This window comes from Pantoea alfalfae, assembly GCF_019880205.1.
Taxonomy (GTDB): Bacteria; Pseudomonadota; Gammaproteobacteria; order Enterobacterales; family Enterobacteriaceae; genus Pantoea; species Pantoea alfalfae.
The window spans coordinates 2,561,137-2,586,711 of sequence record NZ_CP082292.1 but is presented as its reverse complement, the minus strand read 5'-3'; the positions used below and the strand labels follow the sequence as shown (position 1 = coordinate 2,586,711).

30 protein-coding genes, 2 tRNA genes and 1 pseudogene are annotated in these 25,575 nt (G+C 54.2%); 18 read left to right on the top strand and 15 right to left on the bottom strand.

The genetic code is table 11. The features are described 5' to 3' along the window. Positions 1-24: 24 nt before the first annotated feature. Both K6R05_RS12150 and K6R05_RS12145 read right to left on the bottom strand, forming a co-directional pair. Positions 25-1,704 (bottom strand): hypothetical protein, encoded by a 1,680-nt coding sequence (locus K6R05_RS12150; RefSeq protein ID WP_222924225.1) that lies wholly within the window; start codon positions 1,702-1,704, stop codon positions 25-27. A gap of 205 nt (positions 1,705-1,909) precedes the next feature. Next, a complete protein-coding gene (locus K6R05_RS12145) occupies positions 1,910-2,008 on the bottom strand; it encodes a tail fiber assembly protein (RefSeq protein ID WP_262390917.1) in 99 nt (32 codons plus the stop codon). Positions 2,009-2,054: 46 nt separating this feature from the next. Here K6R05_RS12145 and K6R05_RS12140 point away from each other — a divergent pair. The 11 genes and pseudogenes from K6R05_RS12140 to helD form a co-directional block, all read left to right on the top strand. Beyond that, a pseudogene (locus tag K6R05_RS12140) lies at positions 2,055-2,339 on the top strand (recombinase family protein); the annotation flags it as partial. A gap of 80 nt (positions 2,340-2,419) precedes the next feature. Then, positions 2,420-3,589, top strand: coding sequence for a phage tail sheath protein (locus K6R05_RS12135; protein ID WP_222924224.1), 1,170 nt, complete (start codon positions 2,420-2,422; stop codon positions 3,587-3,589). A 12-nt stretch (positions 3,590-3,601) separates the two neighbouring features. Further along, a complete protein-coding gene (locus tag K6R05_RS12130) occupies positions 3,602-4,111 on the top strand; it encodes a phage major tail tube protein (RefSeq protein ID WP_222924223.1) in 510 nt (169 codons plus the stop codon). Positions 4,112-4,169: 58 nt separating this feature from the next. After that, positions 4,170-4,448, top strand: coding sequence for a phage tail assembly protein (locus K6R05_RS12125; RefSeq protein WP_222924222.1), 279 nt, complete (start codon positions 4,170-4,172; stop codon positions 4,446-4,448). Positions 4,449-4,480: 32 nt separating this feature from the next. After that, positions 4,481-4,606 carry a GpE family phage tail protein gene (locus K6R05_RS12120; protein ID WP_222924221.1) on the top strand — a complete coding sequence of 42 codons (126 nt, stop codon included), beginning with the start codon at positions 4,481-4,483 and terminating at the stop codon, positions 4,604-4,606. After that, positions 4,596-7,058, top strand: a complete 2,463-nt coding sequence (locus tag K6R05_RS12115; protein ID WP_222924220.1) for a phage tail tape measure protein — start codon at positions 4,596-4,598, stop codon at positions 7,056-7,058. The genes K6R05_RS12120 and K6R05_RS12115 overlap by 11 nt, the downstream gene beginning before the upstream one ends. Positions 7,059-7,061: 3 nt before the next feature. Further along, the gene (locus tag K6R05_RS12110) at positions 7,062-7,589 is read left to right on the top strand and encodes a phage tail protein (RefSeq protein ID WP_222924219.1); all 528 of its coding nucleotides are present in this window, start codon (positions 7,062-7,064) and stop codon (positions 7,587-7,589) included. Next, positions 7,586-8,767, top strand: a complete 1,182-nt coding sequence (locus K6R05_RS12105) for a phage late control D family protein (protein ID WP_222924218.1) — start codon at positions 7,586-7,588, stop codon at positions 8,765-8,767. Before K6R05_RS12110 ends, K6R05_RS12105 begins: the two co-directional genes overlap by 4 nt. Before the next feature lie 5 nt (positions 8,768-8,772). Then, positions 8,773-8,898 carry a hypothetical protein gene (locus K6R05_RS22135; RefSeq protein WP_262390920.1) on the top strand — a complete coding sequence of 42 codons (126 nt, stop codon included), beginning with the start codon at positions 8,773-8,775 and terminating at the stop codon, positions 8,896-8,898. After that, positions 8,858-9,076: an ogr/Delta-like zinc finger family protein gene (locus K6R05_RS12100; RefSeq protein ID WP_010246660.1), complete on the top strand. Its 219-nt coding sequence runs from the start codon at positions 8,858-8,860 to the stop codon at positions 9,074-9,076. The genes K6R05_RS22135 and K6R05_RS12100 overlap by 41 nt, the downstream gene beginning before the upstream one ends. Positions 9,077-9,309: 233 nt before the next feature. Beyond that, positions 9,310-11,364, top strand: a complete 2,055-nt coding sequence (helD, locus tag K6R05_RS12095) for a DNA helicase IV (protein ID WP_222924217.1) — start codon at positions 9,310-9,312, stop codon at positions 11,362-11,364. A 1-nt stretch (position 11,365) separates the two neighbouring features. On the opposite strand, the gene mgsA is transcribed toward helD, so the two are convergent. Both mgsA and K6R05_RS12085 read right to left on the bottom strand, forming a co-directional pair. Then, positions 11,366-11,824 (bottom strand): methylglyoxal synthase, encoded by a 459-nt coding sequence (mgsA, locus tag K6R05_RS12090; protein WP_161736446.1) that lies wholly within the window; start codon positions 11,822-11,824, stop codon positions 11,366-11,368. A 69-nt stretch (positions 11,825-11,893) separates the two neighbouring features. Next, positions 11,894-12,535, bottom strand: coding sequence for a YccT family protein (locus tag K6R05_RS12085; protein ID WP_161736445.1), 642 nt, complete (start codon positions 12,533-12,535; stop codon positions 11,894-11,896). 176 nt (positions 12,536-12,711) lie between these two features. Here K6R05_RS12085 and K6R05_RS12080 point away from each other — a divergent pair, with 176 nt between their 5' ends. Next, complete coding sequence (locus K6R05_RS12080) at positions 12,712-13,125, top strand: CoA-binding protein (RefSeq protein WP_150009839.1); 414 nt, start codon at positions 12,712-12,714, stop codon at positions 13,123-13,125. Between the two features lie 35 nt (positions 13,126-13,160). On the opposite strand, the gene hspQ is transcribed toward K6R05_RS12080, so the two are convergent. Then, a complete protein-coding gene (gene hspQ / locus K6R05_RS12075; protein ID WP_161736444.1) occupies positions 13,161-13,478 on the bottom strand; it encodes a heat shock protein HspQ in 318 nt (105 codons plus the stop codon). 59 nt (positions 13,479-13,537) lie between these two features. Continuing rightward, positions 13,538-14,728, bottom strand: coding sequence for a 23S rRNA (cytosine(1962)-C(5))-methyltransferase RlmI (rlmI, locus tag K6R05_RS12070; protein ID WP_161736443.1), 1,191 nt, complete (start codon positions 14,726-14,728; stop codon positions 13,538-13,540). An 85-nt stretch (positions 14,729-14,813) separates the two neighbouring features. Between rlmI and yccX the strand changes: the two genes are divergently transcribed. Further along, positions 14,814-15,092: an acylphosphatase gene (yccX, locus tag K6R05_RS12065; RefSeq protein ID WP_161736442.1), complete on the top strand. Its 279-nt coding sequence runs from the start codon at positions 14,814-14,816 to the stop codon at positions 15,090-15,092. Here the strand turns inward: yccX and tusE are convergent, their stop codons facing one another. Both tusE and yccA read right to left on the bottom strand, forming a co-directional pair. Further along, the gene (gene tusE, locus K6R05_RS12060) at positions 15,093-15,419 is read right to left on the bottom strand and encodes a sulfurtransferase TusE (protein WP_161736441.1); all 327 of its coding nucleotides are present in this window, start codon (positions 15,417-15,419) and stop codon (positions 15,093-15,095) included. Between the two features lie 105 nt (positions 15,420-15,524). After that, complete coding sequence (yccA, locus tag K6R05_RS12055; protein ID WP_090962424.1) at positions 15,525-16,178, bottom strand: FtsH protease modulator YccA; 654 nt, start codon at positions 16,176-16,178, stop codon at positions 15,525-15,527. 220 nt (positions 16,179-16,398) lie between these two features. Between yccA and K6R05_RS12050 the strand changes: the two genes are divergently transcribed. The 3 genes from K6R05_RS12050 (at position 16,399) to agp (ending at position 18,612) form a co-directional block, all read left to right on the top strand. Continuing rightward, positions 16,399-16,486, top strand: a tRNA-Ser gene (locus tag K6R05_RS12050). A gap of 67 nt (positions 16,487-16,553) precedes the next feature. After that, positions 16,554-16,641: transfer RNA gene (locus K6R05_RS12045), tRNA-Ser, on the top strand. Between the two features lie 270 nt (positions 16,642-16,911). Next, positions 16,912-18,612 (top strand): bifunctional glucose-1-phosphatase/inositol phosphatase, encoded by a 1,701-nt coding sequence (gene agp / locus K6R05_RS12040; RefSeq protein WP_222924216.1) that lies wholly within the window; start codon positions 16,912-16,914, stop codon positions 18,610-18,612. A gap of 65 nt (positions 18,613-18,677) precedes the next feature. Here the strand turns inward: agp and K6R05_RS12035 are convergent, their stop codons facing one another. The 3 genes from K6R05_RS12035 to wrbA are packed head-to-tail and all read right to left on the bottom strand — an operon-like array spanning position 18,678 to position 20,957. Beyond that, on the bottom strand, positions 18,678-20,051 hold the full coding sequence (locus K6R05_RS12035) for an NAD-dependent succinate-semialdehyde dehydrogenase (RefSeq protein WP_222924215.1): 1,374 nt from the start codon (positions 20,049-20,051) through the stop codon (positions 18,678-18,680). A 55-nt stretch (positions 20,052-20,106) separates the two neighbouring features. Further along, on the bottom strand, positions 20,107-20,337 hold the full coding sequence (locus K6R05_RS12030; protein WP_003850006.1) for a YccJ family protein: 231 nt from the start codon (positions 20,335-20,337) through the stop codon (positions 20,107-20,109). A 20-nt stretch (positions 20,338-20,357) separates the two neighbouring features. After that, positions 20,358-20,957 carry an NAD(P)H:quinone oxidoreductase gene (gene wrbA / locus K6R05_RS12025; RefSeq protein ID WP_161736438.1) on the bottom strand — a complete coding sequence of 200 codons (600 nt, stop codon included), beginning with the start codon at positions 20,955-20,957 and terminating at the stop codon, positions 20,358-20,360. A gap of 299 nt (positions 20,958-21,256) precedes the next feature. Between wrbA and K6R05_RS12020 the strand changes: the two genes are divergently transcribed. Together K6R05_RS12020 and K6R05_RS12015 are read left to right on the top strand one after the other, a co-directional pair. Next, positions 21,257-21,430 carry a con-10 family general stress protein gene (locus K6R05_RS12020; protein ID WP_161736437.1) on the top strand — a complete coding sequence of 58 codons (174 nt, stop codon included), beginning with the start codon at positions 21,257-21,259 and terminating at the stop codon, positions 21,428-21,430. Positions 21,431-21,526: 96 nt separating this feature from the next. Further along, the gene (locus tag K6R05_RS12015) at positions 21,527-22,441 is read left to right on the top strand and encodes a DMT family transporter (RefSeq protein ID WP_222924214.1); all 915 of its coding nucleotides are present in this window, start codon (positions 21,527-21,529) and stop codon (positions 22,439-22,441) included. Here the strand turns inward: K6R05_RS12015 and rutG are convergent, their stop codons facing one another. The 4 genes from rutG to rutC are packed head-to-tail and all read right to left on the bottom strand — an operon-like array spanning position 22,442 to position 25,556. Further along, the gene (gene rutG / locus K6R05_RS12010) at positions 22,442-23,770 is read right to left on the bottom strand and encodes a pyrimidine utilization transport protein G (protein ID WP_161736435.1); all 1,329 of its coding nucleotides are present in this window, start codon (positions 23,768-23,770) and stop codon (positions 22,442-22,444) included. It abuts the gene before it with no gap. A 49-nt stretch (positions 23,771-23,819) separates the two neighbouring features. Continuing rightward, positions 23,820-24,332, bottom strand: coding sequence for an NADH-dependent FMN reductase RutF (gene rutF / locus K6R05_RS12005; protein WP_161736434.1), 513 nt, complete (start codon positions 24,330-24,332; stop codon positions 23,820-23,822). Positions 24,333-24,351: 19 nt separating this feature from the next. Beyond that, on the bottom strand, positions 24,352-25,161 hold the full coding sequence (rutD, locus tag K6R05_RS12000) for a pyrimidine utilization protein D (RefSeq protein WP_222924213.1): 810 nt from the start codon (positions 25,159-25,161) through the stop codon (positions 24,352-24,354). After that, the gene (gene rutC, locus K6R05_RS11995) at positions 25,161-25,556 is read right to left on the bottom strand and encodes a pyrimidine utilization protein C (protein WP_161736432.1); all 396 of its coding nucleotides are present in this window, start codon (positions 25,554-25,556) and stop codon (positions 25,161-25,163) included. Before rutC ends, rutD begins: the two co-directional genes overlap by 1 nt. Positions 25,557-25,575: the final 19 nt, after the last annotated feature.

Sequence of the window (25,575 nt, the reverse complement as noted above, 5' to 3'; positions counted from 1 at the left end):
TTATGCGGGGTGCTTTATTGAGGCTTAGCATTTTTTATGAATATTAAATAACATCCCTACAGGGGATTTTTTTATTTTATTGTTTTCGTCAGCCAAATCTCGGATGGATTTAGGTATATCTTTAAGTTTTGGCACTTCTAATAATTGGTCAGCTGCTATAGTTGCTAATCCCCAAACAGGCGTTCCGGTCACTGCAGCTGTTACTTCAAGAGCGCCAACCACAAGCCAGGAACCGATATCTTTTCCTGCAAATTTCCACTTCTTACTAATTAAGTTGTCAAGGTTTTTTTGATGGTTCCTAAATGCTGAATCAATGTTTTCTAATATTGCATCCCTACTCCTGAAGAAATTTGAAGGGTTAGATTCTATAATATCTTTTATTCCCGCACCTAAAATAACACGTATCTCATCCAAAGCGCCATCTTTTCGAAGTTGTATAAGAGCCTGTGGAGGTATATTACCTATCCACTGCATTTCTTTATCAGCTAAATCGGTCAATCCTTTAATGATATGTAGGCCATCTGATTTAAACTCAGCCTCAGCCCGTTGAGCGTCATACTCCATCTTCCAAACTAAGTATTGCCAAGATGTAGGCGCATCAATTATCGGAGTACCGTTCAATCGCCTTGCTTTCACAAGTATCTCATTACTTATGCTCATTCGGCTAAGTGATTGAGATGCAAGTAAAACTCCAGGGTATTTAACAAATTGATTGTAATGTTTAGTATTTAATGCACGCTTTATTTGTTCGCCAGCATCTCCAGTCCAATCCGTATCGAATAAAATTCGACTTGAATCTTCTATTTCAGCCACAGCCCTTTCAACAGTATCGAGAGATTTAGCAAAATCTAATAATTCATCGAATGAATCGAATCTTCTTCCAAAAAGTTTTCCGGCATGGACAAGCGAGTCTTGCTTCCCTAAAGAATGAAAGAAATCTCTTTCACCTTCTTGGATTACTGATAAGTCAGGGAGAATTACAACTATAGGAACATTGACATCTGCACATGCAAGCTCTCTATACTGTAAAATATTCATTGCATGCTTTATTAAGTAGTAAGCACGCTCTTCTCCAGGCTGATTTTCAAAAACATGCTTTGAGCGAACAAAAGGGTCTGGCAATATGATCGTATCAGCATAAATCCCACATTTAGAAGCTATGTTCTCGTTATGAGACGGGAATAAATCCCCTCCAAAAACACCTTTAATATTTCCATGCATGTCCTCCATGTGAATATGCGCTATCTCACCTACACTTTCCCAGAATTGATAAATAACATCTAAGAACTCATCAATGTTTTTATTAATATCATCTACGAAATCTTTATTCCTTGTTAAACCCATACTCACAGCATGTGGAGTTAACCTATGCTTAACCATTTGTTCATAATATTCATTAAACTGTGTATATATAAAAGAGAAATAGGTCGTTTGGATTTCGGAGAGTGTCATTTCATTTTTCAATTCCTCTCTGTCATGCATTGCAGTTACAGCCAGTGCCATAGAGCGGACTAAACCATCCACAGTGGTAAGGTCTACTTCCCCATCGTCTCTGAGTCTTACAGCTTCGAGGCTATTTACAACATCTAGGCCTTCCATTATTTTTACTTTTCCGGCTTTAAATTGCTCTTGTAATATTTTTAGTCTTCTGCGAAGTCTTGTTTCGTATTCAACTTCCTCTTGGCTTTTATTTTCATTATCCATGTTTTGAGTGCCTTTTTATTAAGCGAATTATTGAGTTAATATTTACGTCCTAACTCTTAGGGTTGCGACTCCTTTTTTAACTACAAATATGTAAACTCTTATATGACTGAAGTACTTTTAGATTAATTTAAGAAATAAATCAATTATAATTGAAAAAATAAACTCCTCTAGTTTTGCTAAATGCAAACTGCATCATAAAAATTTTTTATGATGGTTTTACTGGCCATTCAGTATTTGTAAGCTGAAGGATACTCACCCGACTAAGTGCCACCCGAAAACGTTTCCACTCTGCCAGACGATTGATCTCCTCATCTGTCGCAATACTTATATCAACCGCGTCCTGCAGCGGCGCAATGGTCCGGTTTTTCTTTCACGTCATGGGTGCGCTGGCTGAGATGGAACGCGAGCTTATAATAGAGCGCACGCGCGCTGGGCTGGCCGCTGCGCGGGATAAAGGGCGCATCGGCGGCAGACGTCGCGTAATGACGCCGGACGTTATCGGCCGGGCTGAAAGAATGCTGGCCAACGGCGCAACACTGCAGCAGATTGCACTTGTGCTGGAGGTGTCAGTAAAAACCCTTTACCGGTACATACCGGCCGACAGGCAGCGCCAGATTACTAATTCTGTCTGCTGACTGACCAGCAAACCCCCATCAGATGCACCGCTAAACCTGAACTGACACCATGAGCACACCCTCAAAACGGAGTGCATCAGATGTCTGATTATCATCATGGTGTCCGCGTCGTCGAAGTTAACGACGGCACGCGCACCATTACAACCGTATCAACCGCAATCGTGGGCATGGTCTGCACCGCACAGGATGCGGATGCGGCAACTTTCCCGCTCAATACGCCGGTACTTATCACTAACGTGCAGGCCGCTGTCGGTAAGGCCGGTAAGAAAGGCACGCTTGCCGCTGCGCTGCAGGCCATTGCTGACCAGTCAAAACCCGTTACCGTCGTCGTGCGCGTCGCTGAAGGAGCCGACGAAGCCGAAACCACGTCCAATATCATCGGCGGCACGGATGAAAACGGCCAGTATACCGGCATGAAAGCGCTGCTCGCCGCGCAGACCCAGCTCGATGTTAAGCCGCGTATTCTCGGCGTGCCGGGGCTGGATTCACTGGCGGTGGCGACAGCGCTTGCCAGCATTGCGCAGCAGCTGCGCGCCTTTGCCTACGTGTCAGCCTGGGAATGCAAAACCATTTCCGAAGCCCGCCTGTATCGCCAGAACTTCAGCCAGCGTGAGCTGATGGTTATCTGGCCTGATTTCGTCGCGTGGAACACAGCGACCAGCAAATCCGATACCGCTTTTGCGACCGCCCGCGCGCTGGGCCTGCGCGCCAAAATCGACAATGACACAGGCTGGCATAAAACCCTGTCTAACGTCGGCGTTAATGGTGTGACCGGCATTTCTGCATCAGTGTTCTGGGATCTGCAGCAGACCGGCACCGACGCCGACCTGCTCAACGAGGCCGACGTTACGACGCTGATCCGTAAAGACGGTTTCCGCTTCTGGGGCAACCGCACCTGCAGCGATGACCCGCTGTTTCAGTTTGAGAACTACACCCGCACTGCGCAGGTGCTGGCTGACACCATGGCCGAGGCGCATATGTGGGCGGTTGATAAGCCGCTGACGCCGGTTCTGGTGCGCGAGATTATCGCGGGCATCAATGCGAAATTCCGCGAGCTGGTTAACGCCGGTTATCTGCTGGGTGCATCCGCCTGGTATGACGAAAGCGCCAACGATAAAGACACCCTGAAGGCGGGCAAGCTCTTTATCGATTACGACTATACGCCGGTTCCGCCGCTGGAAGATTTAACCCTGCGCCAGCGCATCACCGACACCTATCTGGCGAACTTCGCCGCATCCGTAAACAGCTGAGGAGCCGGATAAATGGCACTGCCACGCAAACTAAAGGGCATGAACCTTTTTAATAACGCCAACAGCTATCAGGGCGTCGTTACCGCCGTCACCCTGCCGAAGCTGGCGCGCAAGCTCGACCCGTTCCGCGCGGGCGGCATGAGCGGCGCGGCCTTTATTGATAACGGTCTGGAAGATGACGCGCTTGATGTTGAATGGAGCATCGGCGGTATTGATGAGCTGGTACTCACGCAGTGGGGTGCGTCTGACATTCCCCTGCGCTTTACCGGCTCTTACCAGCGCGACGATACCGGCGAGGAAATCGCGGTAGAGATTGAGGTGCGCGGCAAGCATCAGTCGTTTGATTTTGGCGAAACCAAACAGGGTGAAGACACCGAAACTAAAATCACCAGCAAAAACACCTATTACAAGCTGACCTTCAACGGCAAAGAGCTGATCGAAATCGACACCATCAACATGGTGGAGAAGGTAAACGGCGTTGACCGCCTGGAACAGCGCCGTAAAAACCTCGGCCTGGTATAAACCCTGACGCCAGCGCCCGCCGCTGGCTTTACCTGAATACAGTGAACAGAGAAACATCATGGAAAAGAAAGATAACGTTGTTGAGTTTGAAACCCCGCTGAAGCGCGGCGAAACCGAAATCAAAAGCGTGGAGCTGATTAAGCCGACGGCCGGAAGTCTGCGCGGCGTGCGCCTGGCCGACCTGTGCCAGTCTGATGTTGACGCCCTGCTGACCGTGCTGCCCCGCATTACCCTGCCAGCGCTGACAAAGGCCGAGTGTAATGCCCTTGACCCGGTAGACCTGATTGCGCTGGGCGGAAAGGTGATCGGTTTTTTGCAGTCGAAGTCGGACGAATAGACTGGCCGCACGGCCTGACGGTTAATGACCTGATGGCCGACATTGCCACGATATTTCACTGGCAACCTTCCGAGATGTACGACATGCCGCTGGTCGAGCTGATGGACTGGCGGCATAAAGCCTTTATCCGCAGCGGAGCAACCCCGGATGAGCAATAACCTCAAGGTGCAGGTGCTGCTGAACGCGGTAGACAAAGCCTCGCGCCCCTTCAAAGCCATGCAGACCGCCGCTAAAAATCTGTCGTCTGACATTCGCCAGACACAATCAACCATTAAGGAGCTGGATGCGCAGGCCGGAAAAATTGACGGCTTTCGCAAGGCCAGCGCGCAGCTGGCCGTCACGCAGCAGAGCCTTAAGGACGCGAAGCAGGAGGCGGCAGCGCTGGCCGTGCAGTTTAAAAACACGGAGCGCCCGACGACAAAACAGGCCCGCGTACTGGAAAAGGCCCGGCAGGCAGCGGCAGAGCTGCAGACGAAGTCCAACAGCCTGCGCCTTTCGGTGCAGCAGCAGCGCGAGGCGCTTAACGCGGCGGGGATTTCCACTAAAAGCCTGAGCAGTGAGCAGCAGCGATTGAGAACCACTTCAGCGCAGGCAACCGTCAGCCTGAGCCGACAGAAGATGGAGCTGCAGCGGCTGAATGCGCAGCAGGAGCGGCTGAACCAGACAAGCGAGCGCTACCGTAAAGGGCAGGAGCTGTCAGCTAAAGTTCGCAACGGCGGCGCAGCCGGTGTCGGCGCAGCAACGGTCGGAGCTGTGGCCGCTTCATCTGTGCTGCGTCCTGGCTATGATTTCGCCCTGGCGAACTCCACACTTCAGGCAACTCTTGGCCTCGATAAAAAGTCGCCTGAATTTCAGTCTCTGAGAACCCAGGCACGAAGCATCGGCGACAACACCGCAGCCTCAGCGAACGATGCCGCGCAGGCGCAGATTGTTATAGCGAAAGCAGGTGGCAGCGTTGATGACATCAAGGCGGCAACGCCGGTTACGCTGAATATGTCACTCGCTAACAACCAGACAATGGAAGACAGTGCAGAGCTTCTGATGAGCACTAAAAACGCTTTTGGCCTGGCTAACAGCGAAGTCGCTCATCTGGGCGACGTGATTTCCGCAACGCTTAATGGAACAGCTACAAAGTTTCAGGATCTGAGCGATGCCATGCCCTATGTCGCTTCAGTCGCTAAAAATGCCAAAGTCAGTGCAGAGCAAACAGCGGCGATGATTGGCGCGCTGGCAAATAATGGGACGACCGGCAGCATGGCCGGTACTGGCATTCGTGCAATGTTGCTGCGCGTGCAGGCACCTACTGGCGAAGCCTTCAAGGCCATAAAAGAGCTGGGCGTTAACACGGCTGACAAAAAAGGCAACATGCGCCCGTTCTTCACCATCCTGAAGGAGATGCAAAAATCATTTGAAAAAAACAAACTCGGTGATGCGCAGCAGGCCGAATACCTGAAAACAATATTCGGGGAGGAGGCTGCGTCTTCAGCAGTGACGCTGATGAAATCTGCATCCAGCGGTGAGCTGGACAGGTTGACTAAGAATTTCCAGAACTCTGATGGCAGCACAGAAAAGCTGGTAAAAGTGCAGCAGGACAATCTCGGGGGCGACTTCAAGGAAATGCAGTCAGGCTATGAGGCGCTGGGCACAGATATTTATGACCAGATGGACAGCAGCCTGCGCACACTTACCCAGGACACAACGAAATTTCTGCTCAACATAGATAAATGGGTACAGGCAAACCCGGCTTTGTCCGCGGGCCTTGCAAAAGCGGCAATGGCGGGACTGATTTTTGTTGGCGCGCTGGGTGCTATCGGGCTGGTAGCGTGGCCGGTAATTGCGGGCGTAAATACTCTGATTGCCGGGGCGGGCTTCCTCGGTACGGCATTCAGCATCGCGGGCGGAGCTATCACGGCCGCGCTCGGCGCTATCACGCTGCCGGTTGTGGCCGTTGCGGCGGTAATCGTGGCCGGTGCGTTACTGGTGCGCAAATACTGGGAACCCATCAGCGCCTTTATAGCAGGCATGGCCGAAGGCTTTACCGCTGCGATGGGGCCGATCAGTGATTCCTTTGGTTCGCTAAAGCCGGTGTTTGAGTGGGTAGGTGGCAAGGTTAAAGAGCTTTGGGACTGGTTCGGCAAACTGCTGGAGCCGGTTAAATCCACGCAGACCGAACTTGCCGGCGCCGGAGACATGGGTAAGAAGTTCGGCAACATGCTGGCCGAGGCGCTGAAAATTCCAAGTCACGCGCTCGATCAGCTTATGGGCGGCATTAACTGGGTGCTGGATAAGCTCGGCATTATCGACACGAAATCCGATGGACTGAAAGACAAAGTGCCGTCGCCTGACCCGGTAGCGACCGGCGGCGCGGGCGCAGATACCGGCGGGCTGCAATACAACATCGCCTACGGGGGCGCGCCTTACCGCCCGGTTTCCTCACCGTCAGCCGGGGGCGGATTCACTGACCGCAGTCAGAATACCTATCAGTATGAAATTAACATGCACGAGGGCATGAACAAAGACGACGCAATGGCGCTGATGGCCCAGCACCAGGCTAAAGAGCAGCGAAACCGCCAGGCACAGAACCGCAGCAAAATGGGCTGGGAGGATTAACCGATGATGATGATTTACGGCATGATGCCGTTTATGCGACAGACCCTACCTTACGGGGATATGCAGCAGAATATCGACTATCGCTGGCCCACTAACAGCCGGTTCGGGCAGCGTCCGGCGGCGCAGTTTATCGGGCCGGGCGATGAAAAAATCACGCTATCCGGGGAGCTGCGCCCGGAAATCACAGGCGGCTCGGTGTCGCTGATGACCATCCGCCTGATGGCCGACGAGGGCAGGGCGTGGCCGCTGATTGGCGGCAGCGGAATGATTTACGGCATGTACGTGATCGAGAGTATTTCTAACACCTTCAGCGAGTTTTATCCCAACGGAACGGCCAGCAAAATCATGTTTACCCTGAGCCTGAAGCGCGTTGATGAGTCGCTCACCTCGATGTTTGGCGATCTGAAGAAACAGGCTGACGGGCTTATCAGCGGAACCGCGAATCTGCCAGGGCAGCTTACGTCTGCAATTGACGGCGTGAAGTCGGCGGCCGGTAGCCTGATTTCAACTGCAGGGGGGCTGCTGGGATGATCGGGATAAGCAGCCTGCCGGTGCAGGCCGGGGCGCAGCTGACGCCGGATTTCTTGCTGAAGGTTAACTCTAAGGACGTCACAACCAACATCCGGGATCGCCTTATATCGATGACGCTGACCGATAATCGCGGCTTTGAAGCTGACCAGCTGGATTTTGAGCTGGACGATGCCGACGGCCAGCTTGCAATGCCGGTGCGCGGCGCAGTGATAACGCTGTTTCTCGGCTGGAAGGGGCAGACGCTTTTCGGCAAAGGTAATTTCACCGTTGATGAGGTTGAGCACCACGGCGCGCCGGACACCATGACCATTCGCGCCCGCAGCGCTGATTTCCGTGGCTCGCTCAATTCCCGCCAGGAGGTTTCCTATCACGATACTACCCTGGGGGAAGTCGTCACGCAGATAGCCGGGCGCAATAATTTAAAGCCAATGCTGGCCGATGGATTCGCCGGAATTGCCGTGGCGCACATTGACCAGACGCAGGAGACAGATGCTAAATTCCTGACGCGACTCGCCACGCTGTACGGCGCGGTTGCGGCAGTGAAGGCCGGGCGACTTCTGTTTATAAAGCCCGGTAACGGCGTCACCGCCAGCGGAAAGCTAATCCCGCAGATGACTATCACGCGACAGGATGGCGACCGGCACAGCTTCAGCATTGCTGACCGAGGCGCATATACTGGCGTATCAGCGAGCTGGCTGCATACCAAAGACCCTAAACCTAAGAAAGTTAAGGTAAAGCGCAAGCCCAAAGAAAAGCACCTGCGCGCGCTGGAGCACCCGGCGGCTAAAAAGAAAAAGACGACCGCGACCAAAACACCGGAGGCCAGAGAGGGTGATTATCTGGCTGGTACGGTAGACAATATATTTACGCTGACGACCGTGTATGCGACGAAAGCGGCCGCGATGCGGGCAGCTAAAGCAAAGTGGGATAAGCTACAGCGTGGCGTCGCTGAGTTCTCGCTCACGCTCGCGATGGGGCGCGCCGACCTGTACCCGGAGACGCCGGTCAAAGTGAGCGGCTTTAAGTCGGTGATCGATGCGCAGCCGTGGCTGATTAGCAAAGTGACTCATAGCCTTTCAAGTGGAGGCTATACGACACAACTTGATTTTGAGGTATTGCTATCTGATGTTGAGTACACCGCAGAAGAGGATGACCATGCAAATGACGAAGAGGTGTAAATAAGATGAAACTTAAATTTGCAAAATCAAGTTTGAATATTCAAAATACAAACAGCCGCCACCGCTTCGCCATCCCAAGGATTATTGATCATGATGCACTGCCCGTTATGCAGCACCGCAGCTCACGCTAAAAGCAGCCGCTATATCTCAAAAGAAACAAAAGAGCGTTACCACCAATGCACCAACATCAATTGCAGTTGTACGTTTAAAACGCACGAGGCTCTAGCCGGGATTATCGTAAGTCCGGGGCAGGTGAACAAGGTGATGCTCCATGTACATCAAGAACAGCAGCCATTACAGTTGCACTAAGCAAAGCCCGCGAAAGCGGGTTTTTTTATGCATGCTGCCATTGAAAATTATCTGCTGCCATTTTGCTGCCATAGTAAAAATATAAAGGCCGTAATTTTATTTAATATGTTGATATTTATAGATAAAATAATGAAAATTACTTTCAAGATCAGTATAGCCTGTTTTAAGGCTGGAGCGCCAAGGGTCTGACAGGTAAACTCCCCCTAATCCTCTTATCTGACGTTGGTGTCGGCGTGGAACTGAAAGCAACTTCAATGGGCAAACGGCTTGCTCAGCATCCTTATAACCGTGTTCGTCTGCTGGCAGCGGGTGTCGAAGTCAGTGGCGATAAGCATGAGTATCTGATCCCCTTTAACCAGTTACTTAATATCGCCTGCAAGCGTGGGCTGGTATGGGGCGAGCTGGAATTTTTGCTGGACGATGAAAAAGTGGTCCGGCTGCACGGAACGGAATGGCAGGAGACGCAGCGCTTTCACCACTATCTGATGCAGGCCTGGCAGAACTGGAGTCTGGAGATGAGCACGGTGTGCCGCGAGGTACTCCAGTCACTGCGCGACGAAATCGGGACGTTTGGCGCGCAGGATCGCTGGCTGAATCGCCACGAGCTGCAGGCGCTGAAGATAAAAATTCTCAAACAGTTCGACGCGTTACCGATGCCGCTCACCCGCTTAAACGATTTTCCTGACTGCCGTGATAGCCTGGCATTTTGCCAGCACTGGCTGGATCAGGGTGAGTTGGCTCTGCGGCAGCGAAACCGTGACTGGACTAACGCTATGCTGACCCGCTATCAGTCGTTCTTTGCCAGCGTCGAGAGCACGCCACTCAATCAATCGCAGTGTGAGGCGGTGGTTAATGGCGAGGATTCTCTGCTGGTACTGGCTGGTGCGGGCAGCGGTAAAACCTCGGTGCTGGTGGCCCGTGCAGGCTGGTTAATGGAGCGCAGACTGGCCAGCGCCGATCAAATTCTGTTGCTGGCATTTGGCCGCCAGGCTGCTGAAGAGATGAACGCACGTATTCAGTCCCGGCTCTCTGCGGGTGACATCCAGGCAAAGACTTTCCATTCTCTGGCTCTGCATATTATTCGTGAAGGGAGCAATAAGCAGCCGGTTATCAGCAAGCTGGAGAGCGATGCGGATGCACGTCGCACGCTGCTACTCAGGGAGTGGCGGCAGCAGTGCCACGAGAAAAAGGCGATGGCAAACGGCTGGCGTCAGTGGCTCCGTGACGAACTGGCGTGGGAGTTACCGGAAGGGCCATTCTGGGAGGACGAGAGGCTGGCAAACCGGCTGGCGTCACGTCTGGAGCGCTGGCTCGGTCTGATGCGCATGCATGGCGGTGCGCAGGCAGCGATGATCGCCGACGTGCCGGAAGAGATTCGGGATCGCTTCAGTAAACGCATCAAACTGATGGCACCCCTGCTGAAAGCGTGGAAAAGCGCGCTGAAAGAAGAGGGCGCGGTCGATTTCTCGGGACTCATTCACCAGGCGATTGCCATTCTGGAAAAAGGACGCTTTATCAGTCCGTGGAAACACATTCTGGTGGATGAATTCCAGGATATCTCGCCTCAGCGTGCCGCATTGCTCAGCGCACTACGCCAGCAGAATAAGCGCACCGCGCTGTTTGCTGTCGGCGATGACTGGCAGGCTATCTACCGCTTCAGCGGCGCAGAGATGACGCTGACCACCGCATTTCATCACTACTTCGGTGAGGGCGATCGGTGCGTGCTGGACACCACCTACCGCTTTAATGATCGCATCGGTGACATTGCGAACCGGTTTATCCAGCAGAATCCGCAGCAGCTGGCAAAACCGCTGAACAGCGTCACCAAAGGCAATAAAAAGTCGATTTCGCTGCTGGCGGAGGATCAGCTGGAAGCCCTGCTGAACAAACTCAGCGGTTATGCGAAGCCTGAAGAGCGGATTCTGCTACTGGCGCGCTATCACTATCTGCGACCGGAACTGCTCGATAAAGCCAGAACCCGCTGGCCGAAACTTAATCTGGAATTTATGACAATCCATGCCAGCAAAGGTCAGCAGGCGGATTACGTTATTTTGCTGGGATTGCAGCAGGGCAAAGAGGGTTTCCCGGCGGAAGTACGTGAGTCGATTATCGAACAGGGCCTGTTACCGCAGCCCGAAGCGTTTCCGGATGCCGAAGAGCGCCGTCTGGCCTATGTGGCGCTGACGCGAGCGCGCCAGCAGGTTTTTCTGATGTTTGATAAGGCCGCGCCGTCACCGTTTGTTGATCACTTCCGCGAACTGGGCGTTCCTGTGCTGCGTAAAGCCTGAGTTATTTCAGACGATCGGCCAGATAGCGCTGATAGTCAGGAATCATAATCTCAACGTTTTGGGCAAACAGTGGCGACTGAATAATAAAATCCGCTGTGGAGCGGTTCGTGGCGACCGGGATATTCCAGACGGTCGCCAGACGCAGCAGGGCTTTTACATCCGGATCGTGCGGCACGGCGTTGAGTGGATCCCAGAAAAAAATCAGCGCATCAATTTTACCTTCCGAGATCAGCGCACCTACCTGCTGATCGCCGCCCATGGGGCCGCTCAGCATAGCTGTCACATTCAGACCGGTATTACGATTGATCAGGTTTCCGGTGGTGCCGGTCGCATAGAGGATGTGTGGTTCAAGTGCGGGCTGGTTTTGTTTAATCCATTCAAGCAGAGCGGCTTTACAGTGGTCATGGGCGACCAGCGCGATATGTTTTGTGGTGCCAAGGGTACGAAAAGTCTGTTCCATAAAGGCGTCCTGATAAGGCTCATGCGCAAGAAGAGAGAGCACGAGTGTACCTCTGGCCCTTCAACGCTATCAACTCGTACGTAACATTTTGACCAGGGTCAGTAATTGCTGACGCGTGGCTTCGTCGAAGCGGTGAAACCAGCGATGCAGCGAGGGCAGTTCGGCCTGCGTTGTCCAGTCCAGATCGGCGGTGAGGCGGGAAGAAGAGGGCGTAGCAGAAGCGGAATTTGCAAACCGGGGTACAGAGGCAATCTGATGGGTGCGATTGTAATTCAGCATCGCTTTTTCCATATCAGCTGTCGCGGTTGCTGGCAGGTGGTCACGCACGCTGGTTATCTCATTGCCTTTCTCATCCACCAACTGAAAATTCAGACTGCGGTCAAAATGATAACGCTCACGTTTTGTCTCCAGCGCCGGCAACCGGATAGTGATGGTTTTGGCCACGGCAGTAAAGGTAACGATCATCGGTGCAGACTGATAAGCGATCACACTCTCTTTCTGCCCTTCACGCTGCTGCTCTACCCGAAACAGAAACTGATGCTGACCGCTATCCAGCTCTAAGCTGTCTGCTCCTTTGAGGAACGAGCCTGAAATTTTTCGGCCATCCAGCACCAGCATATCGATTTGGGGATCGAGCTTTAATGTGATGGCAGAACAGGACGCCGAAACAAGGAGTGTAAGTAACCCCGTTAAGGCCAGCGACAGCTTCATTTCAACTCCGGTAAGTGGTGACGCAAAGGATGGCGTGTAGCAAATTCTTACATTATGGCAGCTAATTTACATTTGAACATATTTATTCGTGCGCAGGTTCAATTAATTTCGTCAGGGACTTAACTGTTAAAGCATGCGTCAAACTACACTCAACACTGACCTGAAAGGAGATAAAGATGAACGACCAGACAATTCGCGATGTGCTGACGCGTACCCAACGTATCGCCTTAGTAGGGGCAAGCGATCGTCCCGACCGTCCCAGTTATGGTGTGATGAAATATCTGCTCGATCAGGGCTATGACGTGATCCCGGTCAGCCCGAAACTGGCCGGTAAAACCCTGCTGGGGCAGCAGGCTTATGGCAGCCTGGCGGATGTACCGGGCGAGATTGATATGGTAGATGTCTTCCGCAATTCAGAAGCCGCATGGGGCGTAGCGCAGGAAGCCATTGCTGCAGGTGCAAAAACATTATGGCTGCAGCTGGGTGTGATTAATGAGCAGGCGGCGGTACTGGCACAGGATGCGGGTATGACGGTGATTATGGATCGCTGCCCGAAGATTGAAATTCCGCGTCTGGGGATAACGCGTTAAAAAATTAGCGTGGCGGCAGAGCGTGCCGCCACAGATTAATGCCGCAGATGAGGTGCCTGTAATTGCTGACGTACTGACGCCGCCAGCTCATCCATTGATGGCTGCTCAGGATGCTCAATGCTTGTTTCACCGGACAGCTGAATTTCGGCAACATAAGTATGAACCTGATCGCCTTCCTCATCTTCCATCACCACATGATACCAGGGTGCGGTGCGCATTTTCTCTTCTGCGCCAACATCTTCAATTTTAGGTGCATCTAACGAGTATTCAGGATCGACATCGACGATAACGCCCAGTACGCCGGACAGACGATGACGAACCTGCTGACCAATACCAAATTTACTGGCAATCATAGTGACCTCCGAAAAAAAAGCTCTCTTTCCAATATGGGGGCAGGAGCTGATTTTTCAAGTCACATCACGCGGCAGGCGAAACCTTTCAGATAGAGACCTTCCGGATAGCTGGCGATAACCGGATGATCCGCTGCCTGCCGGAACTGCTCAATAAACTGCACTTCGCGACCAGCATCCAGTGCGGCATCGGCAATGATCTTCTGGAACAGATCGGTAGCCATCAGACCGGAACAGGAGAACGTCAGCAGCACGCCGCCCGGGTTAAGTAGCTGAATGGCGAGCATATTAATATCTTTATAGCCGCGGCAGGCACCCATTAACTGGCTTTTGTTTTCGACAAACTTTGGCGGATCCATGATGATCAGATCAAATTTTTCCCCGCTGTCACGATAACGGCGCAGCAATTTGAATACATCATCACGTTCAAAGTGCGCGCGGGAAAGATCCAGCTCATTCAGTTCAACGTTCTGACGGGCAACGTCCAGCGCTTCCTGTGAGGTATCCACGCTGATCACTTCTTTACAGCCGCCCATCAATGCAGAAACCGCGAAGCCGCCAGTATAAGAGAAGCAGTTAAGCACGCGGGCATCCTGCGCGTAACGACGCGTGGCAAGACGGCTGTCACGCTGATCAAGGTAATAGCCGGTTTTATGACCGCCCTGAATATCAACCAGCAGCTTCATGCCATGCTCGGTAATCGGCAGCAGAGGCGGGGGAAGTTCACCGGTGACGGTGCCCTGCGTCAGTTCCAGGCCCTCTTTCTTACGAACAGCGACGTCAGAGCGGTCATAGATGGCACAGCCAGGGAAGCACTGTTGCAGGGCAGTGATGATCGCCGCGCGCTGATATTCCGCACCTGCTGAAAGCAGCTGAAGTACTAAAAAGTTGCCAAAGCGATCAATGGTAACGCCCGGTAAACCATCTGATTCACCGGCGATCAGGCGATAGCTATCCAGACCATCGCGGGCCGCCAGCCATTTGCGCCACTGCTGCGCCTGTTCAAAACGGCGGACAAAGAAGGCGATATCGATGGATTCATCGGCCTGCCAGCTCCAGACGCGGGCGCGGATCTGCGACTCGGGTGAATAAGCGGCACGCGCCAGCCATTTACCGTTGCTGTCACACACGTCAATGGTTTCACCCAGTTGCGCTTTACCTTCCAGACGTGCAACGGCCCCTGAAAAGACCCATGGATGGCGACGGAGCAGGGACTTTTCACGTCCCTTTGCGAGAATCAATCTGACTGTCATAGTTTGCTATGCTTACCTGAAAAAATGAGGCGCCATTGTCCGGTGGATAACGGGAAATTGCAACGAACAGCAGCAGGAGAGAATCATGTCAGCAGCCTGTTTTAAAGCATGGGTTCATGGCCGCGTCCAGGGCGTTGGGTTTCGCTACAGTACGCAGGCTGAAGCCAGAACCCTGGGCGTACTGGGGTACGCGCGAAATCTGGATGACGGCAGCGTCGAGGTGCTGGCCTGGGGCGAGGCGGATCAGGTTGAAGCGCTGATTGCCTGGATTAAAGCGGGCGGACCTCGCAGTGCGCGCGTGGATAAGGTGCTGGTGGAGCCACATCAGCCCGCAGAACCGCCCCGCGATTTCAAAACCGGTTAATTACAGACATTTCGCCGGTTTAGGCAGACCGGCGATTTTCGTCGCCTGTTTAGCGGGTCCTTCCGGGAAGAGGCGAAACAGGTAGCGGCTGTTGCCTTTCTCTTCCCCATACTTCTGCGCCATTGCCTTTACCAGCATTCGCACGGCGGGTGAGGTGTTAAATTCCAGATAAAACGCGCGCACAAAATGGACCACCTCCCAGTGCGCTTCAGTCATAGTAAGCCCTTCCTGTTCCGCGATGTGCGCCGCCAGCGCCTCACTCCAGTCGGCAGTATGCTTCAGATAGCCTTCGGCATCGACGGCGATTTCGTTACCGTTAAAATTCACGTGATGTCCTCTCTGTAAATGACGGCGCAGTTTAGCAAACCTGGCGGGCAGTAAAAGCAAAAACCCCGCCGAAGCGGGGTTTCAAAGGGTGACTGTCACTGCCGGTTAGTTGCTGCGGGCAAAACCCAGCAGGCTCAGCAGACTGACGAAGATGTTATAGAGCGAAACATAGAGGCTGACCGTCGCCCGGATGTAGTTGGTTTCGCCACCCTGGATGATGTTGCTGGTCTCCCACAAAATGGCACCAGCGGAGAACAGGATGAACAGGGCGCTGATAGCCAGATGCAACGCAGGCAGCTGCAGGAAGATATTCGCGACCACCGCCACCAGCAGCACCACAAAACCAGCCATCATCATGCCGCCCAGGAAAGACATATCACGACGGGTAGTCAGCACGTAGGCAGAACAGCAGAAGAACACCAGCGCCGTACCACCCAGTGCCAGCGCGATCACGTCGCCCATGCCTGCGGTCAGGAACGAACTCAGGATAGGACCCAGGCAATATCCCAGGAAGCCGGTGAAAGCAAACGCGGCCAGAATCCCCATCGGGCTGTTTGCCAGACGGTAGGTTAAAAACATCAGGCCATAGAAGCCGACCAGCATCAGGATCAGACCAGGCGCAGGCAGGGCCAGCAGGGTGCTGGCTGTCGCCGTCACCGCGGAAAAGGCCAGGGTCAGCCCCAGCAGAAAATAGGTATTGCGCAGAACTCTGTGCGTTGACAGCAGTGAAGACTGCGATGAGGTGACAATTCTTTCCATGTTGCGCTCCTTTAAGCAGAACACTAAATATGTGCCGAGAATACGCAGGCCATTAAAGAGGGAAAAGGCGTTTTACCCTTCTTTACGCGCTATTCTGCTAATTGTTTGAGCAGAGTGGCGGTTTTCACAGCGAAAAATCACAATCTGGCTGTTTTTCAGGCGAATAGACAGATAGACGCTTTACATCGCTAAACGGGATGTTTATAGTGCGCGTCATTGCGGAGGGGTGGCCGAGCGGCTTAAGGCAGCGGTCTTGAAAACCGCCGATGGGAAACCATCCGAGAGTTCGAATCTCTCCTCCTCCGCCACTTTATCTGCCACGGGCAATAAAGCGGTAAAATCAATAAGTTTACCGAAGCAGTACAGTTTCAAAACGGAGGGGTGGCCGAGCGGCTTAAGGCAGCGGTCTTGAAAACCGCCGATGGGAAACCATCCGAGAGTTCGAATCTCTCCTCCTCCGCCACATTTTACAGGCCAGCACATAGTGCTGGCCTGTTTCGTTTCTGCCACTCCTGTTTCTTCCTCCAGTCTGAAAAATTACGCCTCTTCTGATGACGTGCGGCTGCACATTCATCTGCCCTATGCATCTCTGCTATAGTCCACTCACTGTTTTTGCAAACATCTGGCGCTTTTCTGAGGCGAGCTGAGTTACACTGTTAAATACATCGCTCTGAGGCGAGCTAATCGGTTGATAGCCTGAGTGTTTCTTTACTGAATGAATGGAATAGGCACAATGATCAAGAAACTGAGTCTTTGCGCATTGTCAGTGCTCGCTGCATTGCCGGTCGGAACGGCAGCATTTGCTGCTGATGGCGATATGCAGCTGCAACAGGTGCTGATGGTAAGCCGTCACAATCTGCGCGCGCCGCTGGCGGATAATGGCAGCGTGCTGGAGCAGTCGACCAAAAAGAGCTGGCCGCAGTGGGATGTTCCCGGCGGACAGCTGACCACGAAAGGTGGCGTGCTGGAAGTTTACATGGGTAACTACACCCGTCAGTGGCTGGCACAGCAGGGCCTGGTAAAGAACGGCAGCTGTCCTGACAGCAATAATGTCTTTGTTTACGCGAACAGCCTGCAGCGCACTGTCGCTACCGCGCAGTTCTTTGTCAATGGTGCCTTCCCAGGCTGTGACGTTGCCGTCACGCATCAGGATGAAATGGGCTCCATGGATCCTGTCTTCAATCCGGTCATCACCGATGACAGCGAAGCCTTCAATAAAAAAGCGTTAGCCGCCATGGCCGCCGCCAATGAAAAACTGCCGCTAAAACCCGCCTTCCAGCGTCTGGAAAAGATTGTCGACTACAAAAATTCGCCTGCCTGTAACAATAAAAAGCAGTGCGACCTCAGCAGTGGTCAGAACACCTTCAGCGCTGAAAATGGTAAAGAGCCTGGTGTCAGCGGTCCACTGAAAGTGGGTAATTCGCTGATGGATGCTTTCACGCTGCAATATTATGAAGGCTTCCCGCTGGAGCAGGTTGCCTGGGGGCAGATCAAAACGCCTGAACAGTGGAAAGAGCTGTCAGCCATTAAAAATGGTTATCAGGATGCGCTATTCACCAGCCCGGATGTTTCCCGTGAAGTGGCTGCACCGCTCGTGGATTACATTCGCAGTCAGTTAGTGGATCAGGACAAAGCTAACGCGCCGAAAATTATGCTGATGGTCGGCCATGACTCGAACATCGCCTCGCTGCTGAGTGCGTTACAGGTCAAGCCTTATGACCTGCCTGACACCTTCGAAAAAACGCCGATTGGCGGTCAGGTTGTTTTCGAACGCTGGCATGATGCGAAAAACGATAAAGACCTGCTCAGGGTGGAGTATGTCTATCAGACCGCCGATCAGCTGCGCAATGCGGATGTACTGAGCCTGAAAAACCCGCCGAAGCGCGTGACGCTGCAACTGGCGGGTTGTGAGGCCGATGCGAACGGCTATTGCAGCTGGGATCAGTTCTCTCAGGTGCTGAATGCTGCGCTGCAGGGCACGCCAATGCAGCCAGCGGCGGCACCACAACCGGCAGCCCAGTCTGACGACGACAGTGCGAAAGCCGCAGCGACGAATGACGCTGCTGCTGATAAGGCTGAAGCGGATAAAGCGACCGCAGCCAAAGAGAAGGCTGACGCCGATAAAGCTGCCGCTGAGAAGTCTGAAGCGGATAAAGCTGCCGCAGAAAAGGCAAAAGCGGATAAGGCTGCAGCCGAGAAAGCTGCAGCAGAAAAGGCAAAAGCGGATAAGGCTGCAGCCGAGAAAGCTGCGGCTGAAAAGGCAAAAGCTGACAAAGCAGCAGCAGAAAAAGCCGCTGCTGAGAAAGCGAAAGCTGACAATGCAGCAGAATCAGCCAGTGATAATAAAGCCACGACTGACAAAGCTGACGCCGCAAACGCGCCTGCAACCGCGAAAGATGACCATTCAACGTCAGCGGCTGTGGCCACACAGTAATTGCGCTTTACGGCCAATACGAAAAAACCCCGTCGAGACGGGGTTTTTTTATGGCTGCAGGACGATTATCCCGCTACGACAACCAGTTTCTGATTAGCAAACTCTTTAATGCCCAGATCAGAAAGCTCACGACCATAGCCTGAACGTTTCACACCACCAAACGGCAGCTCAGCAGAGGTATCGCTCTGGGAGTTGATAAACACCATACCGGTTTCAATGGCAGAAGCCAGTTTACGACCACGTGCAATGTCACGGGTCCAGACTGAGCCACCCAGACCGTAGTGCGAGTCATTTGCCAGCGCCACAGCTGCGTTATCATCACCCACAACGTAGATCTGCGCGACAGGACCAAAGAACTCCTCATAATAGGCGGGGTTGTCCGGGGTAATGCCAGTCAGAATGGTTGGCTGATAAAAGCAGCCCGTTCCTTCAACAGCTTTGCCGCCCGTCACCAGTTTTGCGCCACTCGCTACGGCTTCGTCTACCTGCTTCACCAGGCGGTCGCGCGCGTCAGCAGAAGAGAGTGGGCCAAGGGTGGTCTTCTCATCCAGTGGATCGCCCAGTGTGGCAGAACTCAGCGCGGCGCTGAACTGGCTGATAAAGCGGTCGGCAATCTTCTCATGCAGAATGAAACGTTTTGCGGCGGTACAGACCTGGCCGCAGTTACTGAGACGCGCCTGCACGCCCTGACGGACGGCTTCATCAAGATCGGCGTCATCCAGCACCACAAACACGTCATTGCCGCCCAGTTCAAGCGTCGATTTCTTCAGATGCTTACCGGCCTGCTCAGCCACGGCACTGCCCGCGCGCTCGGAACCGGTCAGGGCAACACCCTGAACCCGATCATCAGCAATCAGATCGGCGACCTGATCTGTAGAGATGAACAGGTTAGTCCAGGCGCCTTCTGGCGCACCTGCTTCACGCACCAGCTTTTCAAAGGCATCGGCACAGTGCGGCACAATGTTAGCGTGTTTCGCCAGTACCGGATTACCCAGCGCCAGGTTAGGAGCGAGTACGCGCATCAGCTGATAGTAAGGAAAGTTCCACGGCTCGACAGCGACTAACACGCCAATCGGGTGATACTCAACCCAGGCTTCGCCCAGATCGCTGGGATAGGACTGCGGCTGCAGAATACGTTCCGCATTCTCTGCGTAGTAGCGGGCAATCTGCGAACAGATTTTCACTTCGCCACGGCTCTGACCAATCAGTTTCCCCATCTCTTTACTGGCGATGGTGGCCAGTTCTTCCGCGCGGCTATCAATCAGGTCAGCCAGTTTTTTCAGCACCTGCAGACGCGGCTGAATGTCACCTTTGCTCCATGAGGAGTGGAAAAGATGATCGGCCACATCCAGGGCATGGCTGACGGCGGCCTCATCATGTGACGGCCAGCTTTTCAGCAACTGGTTGTTCGCGGGATTAATGCTTTGATAGGAAGACATAGCGTACTCCTTGGTGAGGTAAAAAAATTGAGGGCGGGAAAGTCCCGCCCCTGAATCAGACGTTCTTACGTTCTACGGGCTTGTCATCCCAGGTCAGGAGATCTTTATCGGTTTTTTCAAAGGCACGAATCAGCACGTCATCGCTGCCTTGCTGACGCCAGATCTCTTCTGCCAGTCTCTCATCGTAATTCGCCACTTCGAAAATGGCCTCGGCAATTTCAGGGGAGGTATGACGCAGACTGGCCCATTCGCCAACGTGATGTGCTTTCGATTGTTCAGTAGACATACTTTTCTCCTTTGTTTAAATCAGTCCTGCAGTTTCACTGTCAGTCCGGCAACATGTTCACCCTGGAAACGGGCAATATTCAGTTCCGCTTCAGTCGGCTGACGCGAACCATCGCCGCCCGCCAGCGTGGTCGCACCATATGGCGTGCCACCGCGAACCTGTGAGATATCGAACAACTCTTTGGTGCCGTAGCCGATAGGCACAATGACCATGCCGTGATGCGCCAGTGTGGTCCAGACCGAAGTAATGGTCTGTTCCTGACCGCCACCGGTACCGGTTGAGGTAAAGACGCTGGCAACCTTGCCAAACAGCGCGCCTGACGCCCAGAGACCGCCAGTGCGATCCCAGAACGTCCGCATCTGTCCGGACATGTTGCCAAAGCGGGTCGGAGTACCGACGATAATCGCGTCATACTGCGGCAGTACCTCAGGCGTCGCTTCTGCTGCCTGTTGATGGGTTTTGCCGCCCACCTGTGCAAAGCGATCGGCCTCCATCGTTTCAGGAACCCGCAGGATATCCACTTCCGCGCCGGGAACCCGACGAGCGCCTTCTGCTACAGCGTTCGCCATCGTTTCGATATGTCCGTACATCGAGTAGTAGAGCACCAGAATCCTGGCCATAGGTCTCTCCAGATGGTTTTGACGTCCAGAAAAGTATAGAAGAGCTTTCGCTTTACGCAGGCGATGCTTACTCCGCAGTGGATGAGTCGGGCAAGAAATCTGCAGCTAATCGGTTATATGTCGGCAGAATGTTCGTTCTTTAATCAAATTGCTGATGATTACTCTGTTGCTAAATGTGACTGTCGTGGGAGTTAAAGAAGAATCTGGCTATTATTTAACCATGAGTTGAATTCGGCTTCGGGCCGTCAGCTCTCTGCTATTTCATTCTTATTTATCGCACTATGCGACAGGAGCAAATCATGGCAACACATCGTGGAGGTTCAGGGAATTTTGCTGAGAACCGTGAACGTGCCGCAGAAGCGGGACGTAAAGGGGGCAAAAACAGCGGTGGGAATTTCAAAAACGATCCGCAGCGCGCCGCGCGTGCCGGTGAGAAGGGCGGGCGCAGCAGTCCTAAAAAAACGGACGCATAATCCCACTCTGCCGCCGGTTAAGGCCGGCGGTTAACGTCGTTGCTTTTCCCCCTCGCTCTCCCCACAATATCGTCCGGACACATCATCAGGTGAATTATGTCGGACACATCCCGCAGTTTAACCCTGCGCCTGACGCGGCAGGAGCTGGTATTACTTTTTATCACCATGATCTGGGGCGGCACCTTTCTGGTGGTGCATCGGGCGATGCAGCACTCCGGCCCGTTCTTCTTTGTCGGCCTTCGTTTTGCCACCGCCGCACTGCTGCTGGCGCTCTTTTTTCGCCGCTATCTGGCCGACATGACCTGGATGGAAGTGAAAGCGGGCGCACTGATTGGTCTGTCTATCGCCGGAGGTTATGGTCTTCAGACCTGGGGCATGCAGACTATCTCCAGCAGTCAGTCCGCCTTTCTTACTGCGCTTTATGTTCCGGTGGTGCCATTGCTGCAGTGGCTGTTTTTACGCCGTCCGCCGGGGTTAATGTCGTGGCTGGGGATTGTGCTGGCCTTTGCCGGCTTGTTGCTGGTGGCCGGGCCGCAGGATGGCCGTATCAGCCTGAATGCAGGTGAAATCGCGACGCTGCTCAGCACCCTGGCGATTGCCGCCGAAATTATCTTAATCAGCCGCTATGCCGGTCAGGTTGATGTACGCCGCGTGACGCTAATCCAGCTGGCGGTGGCGTCGCTGTGTGCCTTTGCTTTGATGATCCCCAATGGCGAAACAGTGCCCGCAATTTCAACGCCGCTGCTGCTCAGCGCGCTGGGGCTGGGCGCGGCCAGCGCCCTGATTCAGGTCACCATGAACTGGGCGCAGCGCAGCGTTTCGCCAACCCGCGCCACGGTAATCTATGCCGGGGAACCGGTCTGGGCGGGCGTGGTAGGGCGAATTGCCGGTGAGCGACTGCCTGCGCTGGCGTTGCTGGGTGGGGCGCTGATCGTCTGCGGGGTTATCGTCAGTGAACTGCGGCTGAAACGGAAAAAAGCGGTGCAGCCTGCTGCGACACCGCTGGAGTAGTTAACCCTGCTGTCGCACCAGCGGTTTATCCTGCTGTGTCGCACTGCGTCGGCGCAGAATGGCATTGAGGATAATCGCGCCAAAGGTAGCAGTGCCGATCCCGCCAAGCGTGAAAGAGCCGATTTTCAGCGCGAAATCCCCTGCGCCAAGCACCAGCGTAGTGGCGACCATAATCAGGTTGCTGTTCTGACCTAAATCGACATGGTTCTGCACCCAGATGCGTGCGCCCGCCACCGCAATCAGCCCGAACACCACAATGGATGCACCGCCAATCACCGGGGCCGGAATGGTGTGGATCAGCGCACCAAACTTCGGTGAGAAACCGGCGAGGATGGCGATAATAGCTGCGGCGACAAACGCCAGCGTGGAGTAGACCTTAGTTACGGCCATCACCCCGATGTTCTCAGCATAGGTGGTTACGCCACTGCCGCCCATCGAGCCGGAAAGCATCGTAGCCAGTCCATCGCCCACAAAGGCTCGTCCCATGTAAGGGTCGAGGTTACGGCCGGTCATCCCCGCCACGGCTTTCAGATGTCCCAGGTTTTCCGCCACCAGAATGATCGCGACCGGGGCGATCAGCACCATCGCCTGCAGATCAAAGGTCGGTGCGGTGGTATGTGGCAGGCCAAACCAGGCTGCCTGTGACAGCAGCTTAAAATCGACCGGCTTGCCCAGCCCCAGAACGTTAGTCAGCAGCGCATAGATCGCCCAGGCCAGAATCAGTCCGACCAGAATCAGCAGACGCTGTACCATCCCGCGGGTAAACACTGCGACCAGACCGATACAGAGCACGGTCATCACCGCAACCCAGCTGTCGAATGAAGAGGCGGAGACGCTATGCACCGCGATGGGAGCCAGATTCAGCCCGATTGCCATCACCACCGCGCCGGTCACCACTGGCGGCATCAGATTTTCAATCCAGCGCGTGCCTGACTTCATGACCACCAGCCCAATCAGTGTGTAGAGCAGGCCGCAGGCGATCACGCCGCCCAGCGCCACGCTGAGGTTGGGATTCAGTCCCTGACCGCTGAAGCCGGTCACCGCAATCACCACGCCAACAAAGGCAGCGCTCGACCCGAGATAGCTGGGCACGCGACCACCGGTTATAAAGAAGAACAGCAGGGTGCCAATACCCGAGACCAGAATCGCCAGATTGGGATCCAGCCCCATCAGCAGCGGCATCAGCACCGTTGCGCCAAACATCGCTACCGCATGCTGCAAACCCAGCACCAGCGTCTGCCCCAGCGGCAGTGTTTCATCCGGGGCGATAATACCGTTTTCGGTCAGTGCCGACTTCTTTTGCCATTGCGGAAACCAGGATCGTGCCATCGTTTACTCCAGAGCGTGATGAATGCCGGTAAGGTTCAGGGAAGAGTTATCAGGCTTCCTGCCGCATCAGGGGATGATAGCCCCGGTCAAACCACATGAGGCCATGGGTATCATCATTTCGCACTATGCCCACGACTTCGCAGAACAGCGTGTCATGTGTACCGACGCTGACAATCTGCGTAATGCGACAGTCAAAGGAGGCAACTGCGCCGCTCAGTACCGGCGAGCCGGTCACGGCCGTCGACCACTCAGCGGCAATAAAACGGTCAGCCATCGGCGTTTTTCCGCCGAACAGACTGGAGAGCGCTTCGTGTCCCGCCGCCAGCGTATTGACGCAGAGCTGCATGTTTTCGCGGAACACCGGATATACCGAGGCTGAGCGGTTCAGGCAGACCAGCAGCGTTGGCGGCGAATCGGTGACGCTGCACACCGCTGAGGCGGTAAAGCCTGCGCGTCCGGCCGGGCCTTCCGTCGTGATGATGTTGACCGCAGCGCCGAGCCGCGACATCGCATGACGAAACTCAGTTTTCTCAACGGCGGGGGTAAGGGTATCCAGGCTCATAGTGTTCTCCGCGAAAGGGTTATCCTGCGACGCGCTGCAGCGGCTGCACGTCATCAGTCTGATCCAGCCACTGCAGCAGCAGGGCATTAAATTTTTCGGGGTCGGTAACGCTCATGGCGTGGCCGCCCCAGGCCATCATCTGTTCAGTCGCGTTCGGCAGCGCCTCGGCCAGTTCGGTTGAACAGCTCCACGGCACCAGCAGATCGTCCTGGCTGGCAATTACCAGCATCGGTTGCGGAATGGCGGCAGCCCGGGCGCTGAAGTCGGCGCTCATCAGGGCATGCAGCCGTCGCATCAGATTTTCCATCCCCTGAAAATGCGTGACGTGATGGCTGTCTTCCTGCTCCAGACGCGTCTGATGCCCGGCCATCCACTCAGCAGGATAGAGAAACAACGGCTGAGCGCGGACGAAAGCCTCGACGCCGACATTGAGCAGCAGATCCTGCCGCACCTGGAAGCAGCGGCGGGTATGCGGATGCAGCGTCAGCCAGCCGTTGATCACCACGATCCGTTCGATCCGATCCGGATAATCCAGCGCCAGCTGCATTCCCACCAGACCGCCCAGCGCGTGTCCAATCAGGCTGAATCGCAGGATGCCATGCTGCGCCAGCGCGTCGGCCAGCTCCGCCGCCATCATCGTCATGCTGTAGCCTTCCGGTAAGCTGTCCGCGCTGCGACCGGTGCCGCGCTGGTCATAGAGCACGACCCGATAGCGTGCTGTCAGCGCCGCCAGTTGCGGCTGCCAGAAACCCGCCACGCCGCCCAGACCGGAAGAGAGCACCAGCGTCGGTGCTTCGGGATTTTGCAGGCCCAGAATATCCAGCTGCATCAGACCTCCGGCTTGCCGATGTGCGCCACGCTGGCGATCTCAATCAGCGCGTCAGGCTTGACCAGCCCACACTGAATGCAGAAACGGGCAGGCTTATCACCGGGGAAGTATTCGGCGTAAACCTGATTTACCGCGGCATAATTCGACCAGTCGGTGATAAAGATCGAGTTAAATGTCACATCGGCCATGTTGCCACCAGCGGTCTCAATCACCTTTTTAATGGTTTCCAGCACGTGACGGGTCTGCGCGGCAGCATCACCCACATGGACCACGTTGTTGTCACCATCAAATGGCAGCGTGCCGGAAACATAGATCACGCCGTCCGCCAGCGTGCCAGGGACAAACGGGGCGATGGGTGTGGTGGTGCCTGGTGGCACAATAATACTTTTCGGCATAGCGACGTCCTCTTAGTGG

Excerpts from the sequence above, each read along its gene's own strand:
- K6R05_RS12150 (WP_222924225.1), bottom strand. The coding sequence starts at position 1,704 with ATGGATAATGAAAATAAAAGCCAAGAGGAAGTTGAATACGAAACAAGA.
- K6R05_RS12135 (WP_222924224.1), top strand. The coding sequence starts at position 2,420 with ATGTCTGATTATCATCATGGTGTCCGCGTCGTCGAAGTTAACGACGGC.
- K6R05_RS12130 (WP_222924223.1), top strand. The coding sequence starts at position 3,602 with ATGGCACTGCCACGCAAACTAAAGGGCATGAACCTTTTTAATAACGCC.
- K6R05_RS12125 (WP_222924222.1), top strand. The coding sequence starts at position 4,170 with ATGGAAAAGAAAGATAACGTTGTTGAGTTTGAAACCCCGCTGAAGCGC.
- K6R05_RS12120 (WP_222924221.1), top strand. The coding sequence starts at position 4,481 with ATGGCCGACATTGCCACGATATTTCACTGGCAACCTTCCGAGATGTAC.
- K6R05_RS12115 (WP_222924220.1), top strand. The coding sequence starts at position 4,596 with ATGAGCAATAACCTCAAGGTGCAGGTGCTGCTGAACGCGGTAGACAAA.
- K6R05_RS12110 (WP_222924219.1), top strand. The coding sequence starts at position 7,062 with ATGATGATGATTTACGGCATGATGCCGTTTATGCGACAGACCCTACCT.
- K6R05_RS12105 (WP_222924218.1), top strand. The coding sequence starts at position 7,586 with ATGATCGGGATAAGCAGCCTGCCGGTGCAGGCCGGGGCGCAGCTGACG.
- K6R05_RS22135 (WP_262390920.1), top strand. The coding sequence starts at position 8,773 with ATGAAACTTAAATTTGCAAAATCAAGTTTGAATATTCAAAATACAAAC.
- K6R05_RS12100 (WP_010246660.1), top strand. The coding sequence starts at position 8,858 with ATGATGCACTGCCCGTTATGCAGCACCGCAGCTCACGCTAAAAGCAGC.
- mgsA (WP_161736446.1), bottom strand. The coding sequence starts at position 11,824 with ATGGAACAGACTTTTCGTACCCTTGGCACCACAAAACATATCGCGCTG.
- K6R05_RS12085 (WP_161736445.1), bottom strand. The coding sequence starts at position 12,535 with ATGAAGCTGTCGCTGGCCTTAACGGGGTTACTTACACTCCTTGTTTCG.
- K6R05_RS12080 (WP_150009839.1), top strand. The coding sequence starts at position 12,712 with ATGAACGACCAGACAATTCGCGATGTGCTGACGCGTACCCAACGTATC.
- hspQ (WP_161736444.1), bottom strand. The coding sequence starts at position 13,478 with ATGATTGCCAGTAAATTTGGTATTGGTCAGCAGGTTCGTCATCGTCTG.
- rlmI (WP_161736443.1), bottom strand. The coding sequence starts at position 14,728 with ATGACAGTCAGATTGATTCTCGCAAAGGGACGTGAAAAGTCCCTGCTC.
- yccX (WP_161736442.1), top strand. The coding sequence starts at position 14,814 with ATGTCAGCAGCCTGTTTTAAAGCATGGGTTCATGGCCGCGTCCAGGGC.
- yccA (WP_090962424.1), bottom strand. The coding sequence starts at position 16,178 with ATGGAAAGAATTGTCACCTCATCGCAGTCTTCACTGCTGTCAACGCAC.
- agp (WP_222924216.1), top strand. The coding sequence starts at position 16,912 with ATGATCAAGAAACTGAGTCTTTGCGCATTGTCAGTGCTCGCTGCATTG.
- K6R05_RS12035 (WP_222924215.1), bottom strand. The coding sequence starts at position 20,051 with ATGTCTTCCTATCAAAGCATTAATCCCGCGAACAACCAGTTGCTGAAA.
- K6R05_RS12030 (WP_003850006.1), bottom strand. The coding sequence starts at position 20,337 with ATGTCTACTGAACAATCGAAAGCACATCACGTTGGCGAATGGGCCAGT.
- wrbA (WP_161736438.1), bottom strand. The coding sequence starts at position 20,957 with ATGGCCAGGATTCTGGTGCTCTACTACTCGATGTACGGACATATCGAA.
- K6R05_RS12020 (WP_161736437.1), top strand. The coding sequence starts at position 21,257 with ATGGCAACACATCGTGGAGGTTCAGGGAATTTTGCTGAGAACCGTGAA.
- K6R05_RS12015 (WP_222924214.1), top strand. The coding sequence starts at position 21,527 with ATGTCGGACACATCCCGCAGTTTAACCCTGCGCCTGACGCGGCAGGAG.
- rutG (WP_161736435.1), bottom strand. The coding sequence starts at position 23,770 with ATGGCACGATCCTGGTTTCCGCAATGGCAAAAGAAGTCGGCACTGACC.
- rutF (WP_161736434.1), bottom strand. The coding sequence starts at position 24,332 with ATGAGCCTGGATACCCTTACCCCCGCCGTTGAGAAAACTGAGTTTCGT.
- rutD (WP_222924213.1), bottom strand. The coding sequence starts at position 25,161 with ATGCAGCTGGATATTCTGGGCCTGCAAAATCCCGAAGCACCGACGCTG.
- rutC (WP_161736432.1), bottom strand. The coding sequence starts at position 25,556 with ATGCCGAAAAGTATTATTGTGCCACCAGGCACCACCACACCCATCGCC.